The 14,211-nt window shown below is 67.7% G+C and carries 11 protein-coding genes; 8 read left to right on the top strand and 3 right to left on the bottom strand.

The window, feature by feature from the left end; all coding sequences use genetic code 11:
• Nucleotides 1–20 precede the first annotated feature (20 nt).
• The 3 genes from ABT313_RS36740 (at nucleotide 21) to ABT313_RS36750 (ending at nucleotide 1,220) form a co-directional block, all read left to right on the top strand.
• On the top strand, nucleotides 21–302 hold the full coding sequence (locus ABT313_RS36740; RefSeq protein WP_350863625.1) for a VOC family protein: 282 nt from the start codon (nucleotides 21–23) through the stop codon (nucleotides 300–302).
• A 292-nt stretch (nucleotides 303–594) separates the two neighbouring features.
• The gene (locus ABT313_RS36745) at nucleotides 595–876 is read left to right on the top strand and encodes a hypothetical protein (RefSeq protein ID WP_350863628.1); all 282 of its coding nucleotides are present in this window, start codon (nucleotides 595–597) and stop codon (nucleotides 874–876) included.
• Nucleotides 873–1,220, top strand: coding sequence for a hypothetical protein (locus ABT313_RS36750; protein WP_350863631.1), 348 nt, complete (start codon nucleotides 873–875; stop codon nucleotides 1,218–1,220). The genes ABT313_RS36745 and ABT313_RS36750 overlap by 4 nt, the downstream gene beginning before the upstream one ends.
• Before the next feature lie 802 nt (nucleotides 1,221–2,022).
• Here ABT313_RS36750 and ABT313_RS36755 read toward each other — a convergent pair.
• Nucleotides 2,023–2,523 (bottom strand): DUF402 domain-containing protein, encoded by a 501-nt coding sequence (locus ABT313_RS36755; protein WP_350863634.1) that lies wholly within the window; start codon nucleotides 2,521–2,523, stop codon nucleotides 2,023–2,025.
• Between the two features lie 180 nt (nucleotides 2,524–2,703).
• Here ABT313_RS36755 and dxs point away from each other — a divergent pair, with 180 nt between their 5' ends.
• The 5 genes from dxs to ABT313_RS36780 all read left to right on the top strand — a co-directional run bounded on the left by dxs (nucleotide 2,704) and on the right by ABT313_RS36780 (nucleotide 10,308).
• Entirely contained in the window at nucleotides 2,704–4,596 is a 1,893-nt protein-coding gene (gene dxs, locus ABT313_RS36760; protein ID WP_350863637.1) for a 1-deoxy-D-xylulose-5-phosphate synthase, read from the top strand.
• Nucleotides 4,597–4,631: 35 nt separating this feature from the next.
• On the top strand, nucleotides 4,632–5,969 hold the full coding sequence (locus ABT313_RS36765; RefSeq protein WP_350863640.1) for a hypothetical protein: 1,338 nt from the start codon (nucleotides 4,632–4,634) through the stop codon (nucleotides 5,967–5,969).
• A gap of 67 nt (nucleotides 5,970–6,036) precedes the next feature.
• Complete coding sequence (locus ABT313_RS36770) at nucleotides 6,037–7,395, top strand: gluzincin family metallopeptidase (protein WP_350863643.1); 1,359 nt, start codon at nucleotides 6,037–6,039, stop codon at nucleotides 7,393–7,395.
• A gap of 69 nt (nucleotides 7,396–7,464) precedes the next feature.
• Nucleotides 7,465–8,946 (top strand): APC family permease, encoded by a 1,482-nt coding sequence (locus tag ABT313_RS36775; protein WP_350863646.1) that lies wholly within the window; start codon nucleotides 7,465–7,467, stop codon nucleotides 8,944–8,946.
• Nucleotides 8,947–9,000: 54 nt separating this feature from the next.
• Entirely contained in the window at nucleotides 9,001–10,308 is a 1,308-nt protein-coding gene (locus tag ABT313_RS36780) for a hypothetical protein (RefSeq protein ID WP_350863649.1), read from the top strand.
• A 500-nt stretch (nucleotides 10,309–10,808) separates the two neighbouring features.
• On the opposite strand, the gene ABT313_RS36785 is transcribed toward ABT313_RS36780, so the two are convergent.
• Nucleotides 10,809–12,920, bottom strand: coding sequence for a 3-hydroxyacyl-CoA dehydrogenase NAD-binding domain-containing protein (locus ABT313_RS36785; RefSeq protein WP_350863652.1), 2,112 nt, complete (start codon nucleotides 12,918–12,920; stop codon nucleotides 10,809–10,811).
• Nucleotides 12,917–14,119 (bottom strand): thiolase family protein, encoded by a 1,203-nt coding sequence (locus tag ABT313_RS36790; protein ID WP_350863655.1) that lies wholly within the window; start codon nucleotides 14,117–14,119, stop codon nucleotides 12,917–12,919. Before ABT313_RS36790 ends, ABT313_RS36785 begins: the two co-directional genes overlap by 4 nt.
• Nucleotides 14,120–14,211: the final 92 nt, after the last annotated feature.

Consider the following 14,211-nt stretch of genomic DNA (forward strand, 5'->3'; position numbering starts at 1 on the left):
GGACCGAGGTTCGGAATCGTGTGACCATGCTGCGTGATTCGGTCGTCGCGGAGGTCGGGCCAAGCCGGACTGGCAGACGAGCCTGGATGATGATTCGTCCGTCGGATGACGGGAGGATAATGCTGGTCGAGTTCGAACACGATACCGCTCTCGACACGGACTCCTGGCCGGCACCTGAGGACATCCTGGATCGCCGAAGGGCGGATTTCGACACACTTGAGGACGTGATCGAACATCTCTCGAAACGGGGTATCGATACCGACCAGTTCGACGCTCCGTGGAAGGTGGACTATCCGCTGTGAGGCCGCGAAACGTGTATGGCTGACCGTTGCCACGCGACGCGCGGGTCGGAAGGGTGTGCAACCTCAGCGTCGAGGCATCCACACCTATTATTGCGGTCCCCACGAGGTCTTGATTCGCACCACGGGCAAGAATCGTCATCCGGACGGCTGGCGCGGCAGCCCGATCATGTTGACCGGATCGCCGAGGCAGCGGGTGGCCTGGCGTCGTTCCGGTCGCGGGTGACGTGCAGAAATCGCCGATTCTTCAGGCAACTGGTGCCATCGGCCACGTCTTCTTCTTTGAGGTACGCAGGTGCGCGAGATGCGCGTCGGAGCGGGACGCGGCGTGGTCGGGACCGATATCGGCGATGTGGACATCTTCATCGTCAGTGACGACTTGTATGCGCGTGGAGTTGCTGCTGGATCCAAGGGTAGGAACGGTGCGTTGCGCGTAGGGGAGACGATCAAGTATTTCCCTGAGATCGCGTCTGTCGAGCAGCGGATCAGTTCGGAGATCGGAACAGGAGCATCCGTGAGGATTTTCAGCACACAGGGATTCATGCGGGTCCGGAATGGTTTCGAGGTTTTCGGGTGACCACAGCCGAGGTGTATTTCAAGACCGGTATGGGGCTGGAGCAGTTTGCCGCGTGGTTCAGGGAGCTGATGAACCTCCGCGACGTGAACAGATCTCCGTTTCAACTCGAGCAGCAGCGTTACGGCGTCAACTACGGCGGCGACTACTTCCTGTTCGAGGTCCTTGGCGTGGAGTTGCGCCTGTTGCGCAACCAGGGCGAGGTGGAGATCCCCGAGCACGGTGACTACTACCTCTACGTCATGGTCCGGATCAACACCGCGTCATTGAGTAGTTCTATCGCCGAGAACATCGGCAACCTGGTCAACGCGGAAGGAATAGAAGCAATAGTCGACTCGGTGGCGTGACGACCGGCATGGAGTATCTAGCAGTCGAAGAACGGACCCGGCGTACCGGTGGGGACGGATCTTGGGTTGCATCCTGCACGGGACCTACAAGATCTGGTCGTCGCCTGAGATGACCGCCGACGCGGTGGAGGAGCGCCCAAGCTGGCGTTCGAGCCCTGACTTAGGTCCCACACCTGCAACTTGATGCAACTTTGCTGTGGGGAGTGGACTGGTTGCGGATTGCGATCGAGGATGTTGTGGTGCCGGACTAACCGACACGCGTGATCGGCCCTTGTCGGCTCAGGGGGGCTCCTAGCCGACGGGGGCCGGTTGCTGTCTTCGGGGTGTTCGCGGTGGGTGTGGGCGGGTCGGGGTGCTGGGCTGGCTCGCCCTAGCGGAGCCGGAGAACGGTCGGGGGCCGTTCGGGTGTGGTTGTGCCACGCGGGTGCAGGGGCGCTGGCCAGCCGGCTTCCGATCCTGCGCGCCGGTGGGCACGGGGCGGTAGCTCGCTCGGGCCGACTCCGGTGAGAGCTCGCGGCTGTTCGCCCCGGCGGTCGCTTGTCCGCGACGGTGCTCGCCTCCAACGATCGCTTGCCTGCGACGATGCGCGCCGCCACGGGCAGTCGGTCGCGCGGCAGCGCGCACGGGTGTGGGCGGTAGCCCACCAGCCCGGCGATAGCCGGAAGTCCCGGCGGCAGCCGGAAAGGATGCTCCGGGCGATGAGCCCGGGGGTGGGTGGGGCGGCGCGGAGGACGGCGACGGAGGAGCCGCCCGTAGCCCCGCGAGGGCCGGCCGCAGTACCCGTGAGGCCGCCCGCAGGACCTCACATGGTTCGGATGAGTTCCAGGTAGGGCTTGTAGGCGGTGGTGAAGGGTTCTGTGGTGGTGATGGTGGTGGCCAGGTGGTCGCAGGTGGCCTGGGCGGTGGCTACTACCTGGGGTGGGTAGTTGTAGCGGATCTGGTGGGCGTGGAACTCGTCTTCGTCCATGACGTGGACCGTGCCATCTCGCAACAGCCGGATGTCGAGGTCCAGGTCGACCAGGGTGACCGAGTCGACGCCGAACTCGGCCGGCATGGTGATGTCGCAGTAGATGGCGGTCTGGTGCGGCTCGTCGTTGAACAACGCGCTCCACCACTGGCCGCGGGGGAAGAGCCGGACGCGGTGGTGGTCGATGGTCTTCCAGCTGCCGTCGGCGCGTTGGCCCTGGGTGCCCGGGACGGAGCCGACCCACAGGCCGTACTCGTCCTCGCCGAGGCGGATCGCCTCGACCAGGCGATGCGGCTGCCCGTCGTACTTCCGGAACAGGGTCCTCACCAGGTCCATACCGATGACTCTAAGTGAGACCCACACCACGTCGAACCAGCGACTCCCGGGAAGCGTCTTGGAGTGTGAGATTGCCCAACATCTGCCCTGAACAGGCTCAGCGGCGCCTCTCCGAGTTCGGATTCCGGGCGGCGCGAGCATAGACTCAAGCATTCGAGAAAGACCTGCGGGAGGAGCTCGATGCGCGTGCTGGAGACGGTAGGAGGTCCGGCGGACCTCAAGAAGCTGACTGATCAGCAGCTCACCGATCTCGCGGCGGAGATCCGGGACGTACTGGTCGAGACCGTGTCCCGGACCGGGGGTCACCTCGGCCCGAACCTGGGGATGGTCGAGATCACCCTGGCGATGCACCGCGTCTTCGACTCGCCCCACGACCGGCTCCTGTTCGACGTCGGCCACCAGGCCTACGTGCACAAGCTGGTCACCGGCCGTGCCTCGCGCTTCGACACGCTCCGTCAGCAGGGCGGCTTGTCCGGCTACCCGAGCCACGCCGAGTCCGAGCACGACATCATCGAGAACAGCCACGCCTCGACGGCTCTCTCGTACGCCGACGGCCTGGCCAAGGCCTACCGGCTCACCAAGGAGGACCGCCACGTCGTCGCGCTGATCGGCGACGGCGGCCTGACCGGCGGCATGGCCTGGGAGGCGCTGAACAACATCGCCGCCGCCAAGGACCTCAAGCTGGTCATCATCGTCAACGACAACGGCCGCTCGTACAGCGACACCGTCGGCGGCCTCGCGACGCACCTGACCACCCTGCGCACCAACCCGCGGTACGAGAAGGTCCTCGACCTGATCAAGAAGAACCTCGGCCGTACGCCGTACGTCGGCCCGCCGATGTACGAGGTGCTGCACGGGATCAAGAAGGGCCTCAAGGACATGCTCGCCCCGCAGGGCATGTTCGAGGACCTCGGCCTCAAGTACGTCGGCCCCGTCGCGGGCCACGACCGCGAGGCGATGGAGGACGCGCTCCGCAGCGCGAAGGCCTTCGGCGGACCGGTGATCGTGCACGCTGTGTCCAAGAAGGGCTTCGGCTACGCGGCCGCGGAGCAGGACGAGGAGGACAACCTCCACCAGATCCGCCCGGCCAACAAGCCGCGTGGCTGGACCGACGTGTTCGCCGACGAGCTGATCAAGATCGGCCACCGGCGCCCGGACGTGGTCGCGGTCACCGCGGCGATGCTGCACCCGACCGGCCTGGCCCGGTTCGCCGACGAGTTCCCGGACCGGACGTTCGACGTCGGCATCGCCGAGCAGCACGCGGTGACGAGCGCGGCCGGTCTCGCGATGGGCGGTCTGCACCCGGTCGTCGCGATCTACGCGACGTTCCTCAACCGCGCCTTCGACCAGGTCCTGATGGACGTCGCGTTGCACAAGTGCGGCGTCACGTTCGCCCTCGACCGCGCCGGCGTGACCGGCGACGACGGCCCGAGTCACAACGGCATGTGGGACATGTCGATCCTCCAGCTCGTCCCCGGCCTGCGGCTGGCCGCGCCGCGCGACGGCAAACGGGTCCAGGAGCTGCTCAACGAGGCAGTGCAGGTGGACGACGCCCCGACCGTACTGCGGTACTCGAAGGGCGAGGTGGGCCCGGACATCGAGGCCATCGACCGCATCGGGCAGCTCGACGTCCTCAAGCGGACCGGCGACGACGTACTGCTGGTTGGCATCGGCGCGATGGCGGCGACCGCGATGGACGTCGCGGACCGGCTCGAGGCGCACGGCTTCGGTGTCACCGTGGTCGATCCGCGCTGGGTGAAGCCGGTGGCTCCCGAGCTGGTCGAGCTGGCCGAGGGCTTCAAGCTGGTCGCCACGATCGAGGACAACGGCCGGGCCGGCGGGTGCGGCTCGATGATCGCGCAGGCGGTGCGGGACGCCGGCATCGAGACGCCGGTGCGCGACTTCGGCATCCCGCAGGAGTTCCTGCAGCACGCCAAGCGCCCCGCCGTACTGCAGCAGATCGGGCTGACCGGGCAGGAGCTGGCCCGCGAGATCACCGAGCTGCTGTCGGAGCACCACGACCAGGCTCTCGACGCGCCCGACCCGGCGGGCGACCGACCGGGCAACGCCTAGGCCCTTCACCGGCCAGGACCCCAGGACCTAGGACCATGGCTGAGGCAGGGCGGCACAGCCGCCGCGGCAGGGCTCGACGGCGGTCGAGCCGGGTCTGGCCGGTCCTGCTGTCGCTGGTCCTGGTCGGCGCGGCGGTCGCGGGCGGTCTCGCGCTGCATCGTTCGAGTCAGCGCGCCGACGGCTCGATCGACAACGGCGCCAGTACGGCGAGCGTCGACCTCGCCGCCCGTGCGGCCGCGGTCGACGTCGTACTGAAGCGGCGCGCGCAGGCCGTGCTGGCCGGCAACGAGACGGAGTTCCTCGCCGACGTCGACCCCGGCAACACGCGTCTCGTCGCGAGCCAGCGGACCCTGTTCACGAACCTTCGCCAGTTCGGGTTCGCCAAGCTGGCCTACCAGCAGTTGGCGCAGCAGTACGACGACAGCATCGTGCAGAAGGACGGCCCAACGACGTACCTGGTCGCCGTCGCGATGACGTACCAGATCCGCGGCATCGACCTGGTCCCGGTCCGCGCGATGCTCGGGTACACGTTCACCCAGCGTCCGAACGGGTCCTGGATGCTGGTCTCGGACTCCGACATCGACAAGCGCCTCCCACGCGGCTCGCACCAGGAGGCGTGGGACACCGGCCCGGTCCTGGTCAAGCGGGCGCCGCGGGTGCTGGTCGTCGTCGAGAAGGGTCAGGAGGCGCTCGCGTCCAAGCTCGTCACGATGTCGCTCAGCGCGGTGCAGGCCGTCTCCAAGAGCTGGCCCGGCGGCTGGAAGGGCTCCGGTGTCGTGATCGCGCTCGACGACAAGATGGTTCGCGGCGCGGATTACACCCAGCCGAAGAACGCCGAGGACGCGATCGCGATGGCGACCTGGGTGTACCGCACGCTGCCCGGCGAGGTCACCGGCGCGGGGGAGCGGGCCGACTCGTACGTCGTCATCAACCCGTACAACCGAGACAAGGTCGACGCGCGGACGCTCGCCCACGAGTTCACCCACGTCGCGACCGCGCCGTACGGTCCGTATGCGCCGCGCTGGCTGGTCGAGGGCGCCGCGACGTACGTCGAGTTCCTGCCGATGGCCGGCCAGAAGAACCTGGCGATCGCGCAGTACAAGCAGGACGTCCGGACGAAGTACCTGGCGAAGGCGAAACGGCTGCCCGCGGATGCCACGTTCTTCGACCAGGCCGACAGCTCGTACCCGCTGTCCTGGCTCGCGCTCGACTACTTGTTCACGCGCTTCGGCGGGGTCGAGGTCGGCACGCTGTACCGCGAACTCGCGGCGATGGGCTCGACCCAGAAGGAACGCGACCGGATCATGCTCGAGCACCTCGGGATGACCGAGACGGGACTTTTCACCGCGCTGAAGGCTGCCGCGGCAGCATAAAGCGGGGAAGGTCGGTTAGGGTAACCCGTCTGCGACCATCGGGTACTCGGAGGGGAACCAACCCGAAGTGAGTGCAACGACGCCTGAATCAGGGCCGCCGCCCACCGGCCCCCGCCGCTGGCTGGGGCTTGTGCTGGCCGTGGCTCTGGTGGCGGTCGGTGTCGTTTACACCGTTGAACAGCGTGAGCAGGACGCCCGCGACCGCCCGGCGGCCGTGCAGACCGCCACGCCGACCACGCCGAAGGCGACCAAGCCGTCGCGGATCGCCGCCCAGATCGCCGCGCGCCGGCTCGCCGTCGACTCGATCCTGCTCCGCCGCGCGCAGGCCGTGCAGACCGGCGACGAGGCGCTGTTCCTGGCCGACATCGATCCGGCCAACAAGAAGCTACGCACCGAGCAGCGGATCCTGTTCGCGAACCTGGTCGAGATCGGGTTCAGCGAGCTCGGCTACAGCCAGGCCGAAGAGCGGTTCAACCCGGCCGTCGTCCGCGCCCACGGCGGTACGACGTACCTCGTCCGCGTGCTGATGCGGTACCAGATCCCGAAGGTCGACTTCACGCCGGTGACGACCGAGCTCGGCTACACGTTCATCTCCCGGGCCGGCCACTGGCTGCTCACCGACGACAACGACCTGGACGCCGACCTCGGCCCGGGCGCACATCGCGAGGCCTGGGACCTCGGCCGGATCGAGGTCCAGCGCGGGCCGCGCGTCCTCGTGGTGGTCGAGAAGGGCGACACGAAACGCGGCCGCGCGATCGTGACCGCCGCGACTGAGGGCCTCAACGAGGTGACGGCGTACTGGCCGCGCCGGTGGAACGGCTCGGTGTTCGTGATCGCGCTCGACGAGACCGACGTGCGCGACGCCCGGTTCGCCGACGAGGACATCGAGTCCGCGGCCAGCACCGGTTCGACGTTCTCGTCGCTGCCCGGTCAGGACACCGCCGATGGCACGGTCGCCGGCGGCTACATCGTGATCAACCCGAACGAGCGCGACCGCGTCGACGAGATCCTGCTGTCGCACGAGATCACCCATGTCGCGACCGCGGACCTCGGCGGGTACGAACCGCTCTGGCTGGCCGAGGGTGCCGCGGAGTACGTGTCGTGGAAGGGCATCGAGGCGATCAGCGGACCCGGCGAGGTCGCCAAGTGGGAGCAGGAGGTCATCGACGAGGCGCTGCCGCAACTGTCCTCACTGCCGAGTGACGCCGGCTTCTACCAGAACTCCGCGGACGTGTACGGCGTGAGCTGGCTCGCCGTCCGGTACCTCGTCCAGCGGATCGGGCTCGACAAGGTCGAGGACCTGTACGAGGACCTGGCGACGAACGGAACCGACCAGGCCGCGCGCGACCGGATCCTGACCGAACGGACCGGTCTCACCGAAGCGACCCTGTGGACGTCGCTGGCAACATACACGCCGCAACGCTGAGTGGCGGTTTGACCTCGCGCTGTCAGAGAGGCAACCTCGAAGGGTTCCGTCCACCTCTAGGAGGCGCAGATGAGTCTTGTGCGGAAGAAGACGATCGAGCAGTCGATCGCCGACACGGACGAGCCGGAGTACCAGCTCAAGAAACGCCTCACCGCGATAGACCTGACCGTCTTCGGCATCGGTGTCATCATCGGTGCCGGCATCTTCACTCTGACCGGGCGTGCCGCCAAGTTGTACGCCGGCCCGGGGATCGCACTGTCCTTCGTCCTCGCCGCGGTCTGCTGTGCGCTGGCCGCGTTGTGCTACGCCGAGTTCTCGTCCACCGTGCCGGTGTCGGGTTCGGCGTACACGTTCTCGTACTTCTCCCTCGGTGAGATCTTCGCCTGGATCATCGGCTGGGACCTGCTGCTCGAGCTGATGCTCGGGGCAAGTGTCGTGGCGCAGGGCTGGTCGACGTACGCCGCGTTGTTCCTGGATCAGATCGGGTTGGGCTGGCCGTCGTCGATCGGGCCGGACAGCCATGTGAACGTGCTGGCGATGCTGCTGGTGCTGGTCCTGGCGACGCTGGCGACGATCGGGATCAAGGAGTCGCTGCGGGTCAACCTGGTGCTGGTCGGCATCAAGCTGTTCGTGGTTCTGTTCGTGATCATCGCCGGCCTGTTCTACATCAAGGGCTCGAACCTGTCGCCGTTCATCCCGCCGAGCGTGCCGGCCCCCAACGGCGACGTCACGATCACCACGCCGCTGTTCCAGGCGCTGTTCGGATTCACGCCGTCGACGTTCGGCATCATGGGCCTGGTGTCCGGCGCGTCGCTGGTGTTCTTCGCGTTCATCGGGTTCGACGTGGTCGCGACGACCGCGGAAGAGGCGAAGAACCCGCAGCGCGACCTGCCGCGCGGCATCATCGGCTCGCTGGCGATCTGCACCGTGCTGTACGTGCTGGTCTGCATCGTCATCACCGGCATGGTGAAGTACACCGACATCAACGGTGAGGCCGCACTGGCGGAGGCGTTCCGCTCGGTCGGTCGCGGCGGCTTCGCGACGCTGATCTCCGCGGGTGCGGTCGCCGGTCTGACCACCGTCGTGCTGACGCTGATGATCGGCGCGGCGCGGGTCGTGTTCGCGATGAGCCGCGACCACCTGATGCCCCGCCAGCTCGGCAAGACGCACCCGAAGTGGGGTACGCCGTACCGGCTGACGATCGGGATCGGCATCGTCGTCGCGATCATCGCCGGGGTCACCCCGATCGGCAAGCTGGAAGAGATGGTGAACATCGGCACGCTGGCCGCGTTCACGCTGGTGTCGATCGCCGTACCGCTGCTGCGGAAGAGCCGGCCGGACATCAAGCGGTCGTTCACGGTGCCGGGCAACCCGGTGGTGCCGATCCTGGCCGCGGTGATCTGCGTGTACCTGATGCTGAACCTGTCGCTGGAGACCTGGCTGCGGTTCGCGATCTGGATGGTGCTCGGATTCCTCGTCTACGCCCTGTACGGCTACCGGCGTAGCCGGGTCGGCCTGGAGGAGCGCACCGGCGAGGCGCAGAAGGCGTGATCGTCGCCCTCGGATGGTCGGCTAGGATCAGCCGACCATCCGAGGGGATCACCAATGAATCACCCGAAACGCCTGCTCGCAGGCGTTGCCGTGCTGGCGCTCGCTGCGTCCGGCGCAGTTGTCGCCGTACGGTTCCGGAACGGCGAGGCACCGGCCGGCAGTAGCGCGGTCGCCGCCGTCGCGACGCGGGCGACGTCGCCGGCGCCGGGGGAGCTCCCTCCGGCCGAGGAGCTGGCCCGCAAGCAAGCGATCGACGGGCTGCTGGCCCGGCGGTCGGCCGCCGTACTCAAGGGCGATCTGAAGGGCTTCCTGGCCTCGGTCGACCCGAAGCAGCCCGAGTTGGTCGCGCGGGAGCGGCTGCTGTTCGTGAACCTGCGGAAGTTCGGGTTCGGTTCGCTGAAGTACTTCACCGCCGACGCGTTCCGGCCGGTGCCGGGGCTGGTTTCGAAGTTCGGGCCGACGACGTTCTCGACGCGGGTGATGATGCGGTACCAGTTGGTGGGGCTGGACCCGAAGCCGGTGCAGACCGACCTCGGGTACACGTTCGTCCAGCGGGGTACGGCGTGGGTGCTCGTCGACGACACCGGCACCGACGAGAACCTCAGCCGCGACGGGCATCAGCAGCCGTGGGACTTCGACGAGGTCCAGGTGGTACGCCGTGGCACGGTCGTCGTGGTCGTGGACAAGCGGGAGGCGAGCCTCGGTACGAAGGTCGCGCAGGTTGCCGAGAAGGCGGTGAAGTCGGTCCGCAAGCACTGGGCCCGGCCGTGGAACGGCGCCGTACTGGTGGTGGCGATGCCGCAGGACCGCGTCATGTCGACGATCTGGACCGCGGGGACCGGGGACGGCTGGACGATCGCGGCGAAGGCGGTCACGCTCTACGAAGGCGAGCAGTTGGGTCGGCCGGTCGGCCCGCCGATCGGCAGCCGCATCGTGGTGAACCCGGCCCTCCGCAAGCGCCTCGACAAGGATCTGCTGGTGCACGAGATGACCCACGTCGCGACGTCGACGCTCGGCATCTACACCCCGATCTGGATGGTCGAGGGGATGGCGGAGTACGTCCGCTGCCGCTCGATCGAGGACGACCCGCACTGGTCGGTCGACCCGTACCGCAAGCGCGTGAAGTCGGCGTACCTCCCCAAACTCACCGCCCTCCCTGACACCACGGTCTTCGACACCAACGCAGACCGCGCCTACGGCACCAGTTGGTGGATCGTCGAATACCTCGCCGACAAACTAGGCGAAAAGAAACTAGCCACCCTCTACACCGACATGTCCCGCCACGGCGCCTCAGCCCTGAAACAGGACACCGGCCTAACCCCCGCCCAGGTAATAGCCGGCGCCAAGAAGTTCAAAGGCTAAGCGCAAAGAGACAGAGAAGATAAACAGAAAGAAGAGTTGGAGTAGTGGTTGGCTGAGATGATCAGCCGCAAGTTTGCGTGTCCGCAGTCGGACTACGCGAGCCCAGGTCCGCCCGCTCCGAGGGTACGCACCAGCCGCTTGCTGAAAGCCGTCAGCGTCTGCTGATACGAGGGTGCGAAGGTGCCCCACCGACGCTTCGGAGCCGGGTACCAGACTTTCCGACAGGAAGTGTCAGGCCCAAGAGGGTTGCCCCCACGTGCCTCAGCGGCAACGGCCGCACATGTCCTGTCGAGATGTCGGTGAGCCACGACCAGGACGTCTCGTGCAACCCGATCGTCTGCAGGCCGACCCTCAGTTGGCTGCCGAAGCCGGCCACCACTCTAAATCTCGGTTCTTTCTTGTTTTTGTTCTTGTTCTTTTCTTCGTATTCTTTGTCTTCGCCGACGGGAGTTGCTGGGGGCCGGACCGGGCTTCCGGGTCCGGACCGACCCCCAGCGGTATCAGGCGAGGCCGGCGGTGCCGCGGGGGAGGAAGCGGGATCCGTTGATCTTCTCGGCGATGCCGGTGCGGTCCAGGTACGGGGTGATGCCGCCGAGGTGGAAGGGCCAGCCGGCGCCGAGGAGGAGGCAGAGGTCGATGTCCTGGGCCTCGGCAACCACGCCCTCGTCGAGCATGATCTTGATTTCCTCGGCCAGCGCGGTCAGCACCCGGTCGCGGAGTTCGTCCGGGGTGGAGGGCTTGTCGCCGACCGTCACCAGCGCCTCGACCTCCGGGTCGACGACCGGCTTGCCCTCCGGCCACACATAGAACGAACTCTTGCCTGCAGCAACAACCTTCGCCAGGTTCTCCGACACCGCGAACCGGTCCGGGTACGCGCGGTTCATCGTCTCCGCGACGTGCAGCGCCACCGGCAGCCCGACCAGCTGCAGCAGCACGAACGGCGGCATCGGCAGGCCCAGCGCGGACAGCGCGCGATCGGCGTCCGGGATCGGCGTACCTTCGTCCACCGCCGCGCTGACCTCGCCGAGGAACCGGGTCAGCAGCCGGTTCACCACGAACGCCGGCGCGTCCTTCACCAGCACGCACGACTTCTTCAGCGTCTTCCCGACCGCGAACGCAGTCGCCAGCGAAGCGTCGTCGGTCCGGTCGGCGCGGATGATCTCCAGCAGCGGCAGTACCGCGACCGGGTTGAAGAAGTGGAACCCGACGACCCGCTCCGGGTGCTCGAGGTCCGCGGCCATCTCGGTCACCGACAACGACGAGGTGTTCGTCGCCAGGATCGCGTCCGGACGGACGATCTTCTCCAGGTCGGCGAAGATCGTCTTCTTCAGCTGCAGCTCCTCGAACACGGCCTCGATCACGAAGTCCGCGTCCGCGAACACCGCGCGATCCACCGACCCGGTGACCAGCGCCTTCAGCTGGTTCGCCTTGTCCGGGCGAACGCGCCCCTTCGCCAGCAGCTTGTCGATCTCACCGTGCACATACCCGACACCGCGGTCCACGCGCTCCTGGTCGAGATCCGTCAGTACGACGGGAACCTCGAGCCGCCGCGCGAACAGCAACGCCAGCTGACCCGCCATCAGACCCGCGCCGACGACACCGACCTTCGTCACCGGCCGCGCCAGCGACTTGTCCGGCGCACCGGCCGGCCGCTTGGCCCGCTTGTTCACGAGGTCGAACGCGTAGAGGCCGCTGCGCAGCTCCTCGCTCATGATCAGATCCGCGAGCGCCTCGTCCTCGGCCGCGAACCCACGGTCCCGGTCGTTGTCGCGAGCCGCCGCGATCAGCTCCAAAGCCCGGTACGGCGCCGGCGCTGCCCCGCTGACCTTCAGGTCGGCAAAAGCCTTGCCCCGGGCAACGGCCGCATCCCACGCGTCACCCCGGTCAACCGCAGACCGCTCGACCACAACAGACCCCGTCAGCACCTGAGATGCCCATAGCAGCGACTGCTCGAGGAAGTCCGCCGACTCCAGCAGTACGTCGCCGATGCCGAGCTTCACCGCCTCCGGCCCGCTGAGCATCTTGTTCTGGTTGAGGGCGTTCTCGACGACGACCTTGACCGCGTTGTCCGCGCCGATCAGGTTCGGCAGCAGGAAGTTGCCGCCCCACCCCGGGATCAGCCCGAGGAAGACCTCCGGCGTCGACAACATGCCCGCGGCGACCGACACCGTCCGGTACGACGCATGCAGCGCGACCTCGAGTCCGCCACCCAGCGCCACCCCGTTCACGAACGCGAACGACGGCTTGCCACCGTCGACCAGCTTCCGCATCACGCCGTGCCCGATCTTGCCGAGCGCCAGCGCCTGCTCCCGGTCGGCCAGCTTCGGCACGCCGGTCAGGTCCGCGCCGGCGGCCAGGATGAAGGGCTTCCCGGTGACGCCGATCGCCACGATCTCGTCGCGGGCCAGCGCGGCATCGAGGGCGGCGTTCAGCGACCCCAGACCCTTCGGGCCGAACGTGTTCGGCTTGGTGTGGTCCTGGCCGTTGTCCAGCGTGATCAGCGCCATCGTGCCGGCCTTGCCCGGCAGGACGACGTCGCGCGAGTGGGCAAATGTGACGACCTCGTCGGTGGACAGCGCGGACGCCGAGTCGATCAGTTCCTGCAGGCTCATGCGGCTGCGTTCCCTTCCCAGTTGGGGTTCTCCCAGATGACGGTTCCGCCCATGCCGAGGCCGACGCACATGGTGGTGAGGCCGTAGCGGACCTCGGGGCGCTGCTCGAACTGCTTGGCCAGCTGGTTCATCAGCCGGACCCCGGACGACGCCAGCGGGTGGCCGTACGCGATCGCACCGCCGTACGGGTTGACCCGCGGGTCGTCGTCGGCGATGCCGTAGTGCTCGAGGAACGCCAGTACCTGGACGGCGAACGCCTCGTTCACCTCGAAGGCCTGGATGTCGTCGATCGTCAGGCCGGCCAGCCGCAGCGCCTTCTCGGTCGCCGGGATCGGCCCGACGCCCATGACCTCGGGCTCGACGCCGGCGAAGGCGTACGAGACCAGCTTCATCTTCGGCTGCAGCCCCAGCTCCTCGGCCGCTGCGGCAGACGTCAGCACGCAGGCGGTCGCGCCGTCGTTGATACCGGCCGAGTTGCCCGCGGTGACCCGGCCGTGCGGACGGAACGGCGTCTTCAACGCCGCCAGGTCCTCGACCGTCGTCCCCGGACGCATCGGCTCGTCGGTGCTCGCGAGACCCCAGCCCTGCTCGGCCGACCGGGTCGCGACCGGCACCAGGTCCGGCTGGATCAGGTCGTTGGCGTAGGCCTTGGCGGCCTTCTCCTGGGAGGCGGCGGCGTACGCGTCGGCGCGCTCCTTGGTGATACCCGGGAACCGGTCGTGCAGGTTCTCCGCGGTCGAGCCCATCACCAGCGCGGAGGTGTCGACGAGCTTCTCCGAGATGATCCGCGGGTTCGGGTCGACGCCCTCGCCCATCGGGTGCCGGCCCATGTGCTCGACCCCGCCCGCGATCACCACGTCGTACGCACCGAACGCGACACCGGCCGCGGTGGTGGTGACGGCGGTCATCGCGCCCGCGCACATCCGGTCGATGGCGTAGCCGGGTGTGGTGTTCGGCAGGCCGGCCAGCAGGGCCGCGGTCCGGCCGATGGTCAGGCCCTGGTCGCCGATCTGGGTGGTGGCCGCGATCGCGACCTCGTCCACCCGCTCCGGGGGGAGACCCGGGTTCCGCCGCAGCAGCTCCCGGATGCACTTGATCACCAGGTCGTCGGCGCGGGTTTCGGCGTACTGGCCCTTGGCCTTGCCGAACGGGGTGCGAACGCCGTCGACGAACACGACATCGCGGATCTCACGGGGCACGGGGGCCCTCCTCTGGGGGTCGGGAAAGCTACCCCGATGCTACCCATGAGTAACAGAACTGCCAAACACCCTGTGGCTGTGGAGCTGCTCAC

The sequence above is a fragment of the Kribbella sp. NPDC000426 genome, assembly GCF_040300265.1.
GTDB lineage: Bacteria > Actinomycetota > Actinomycetes > Propionibacteriales > Kribbellaceae > Kribbella.

Bases quoted from the DNA above. Each gene is read 5' to 3' on its own strand.
- ABT313_RS36755 (WP_350863634.1), bottom strand. From the start codon at position 2,523: ATGGACCTGGTGAGGACCCTGTTCCGGAAGTACGACGGGCAGCCGCAT.
- dxs (WP_350863637.1), top strand. From the start codon at position 2,704: ATGCGCGTGCTGGAGACGGTAGGAGGTCCGGCGGACCTCAAGAAGCTG.
- ABT313_RS36765 (WP_350863640.1), top strand. From the start codon at position 4,632: ATGGCTGAGGCAGGGCGGCACAGCCGCCGCGGCAGGGCTCGACGGCGG.
- ABT313_RS36775 (WP_350863646.1), top strand. From the start codon at position 7,465: ATGAGTCTTGTGCGGAAGAAGACGATCGAGCAGTCGATCGCCGACACG.
- ABT313_RS36780 (WP_350863649.1), top strand. From the start codon at position 9,001: ATGAATCACCCGAAACGCCTGCTCGCAGGCGTTGCCGTGCTGGCGCTC.
- ABT313_RS36785 (WP_350863652.1), bottom strand. From the start codon at position 12,920: ATGAGCCTGCAGGAACTGATCGACTCGGCGTCCGCGCTGTCCACCGAC.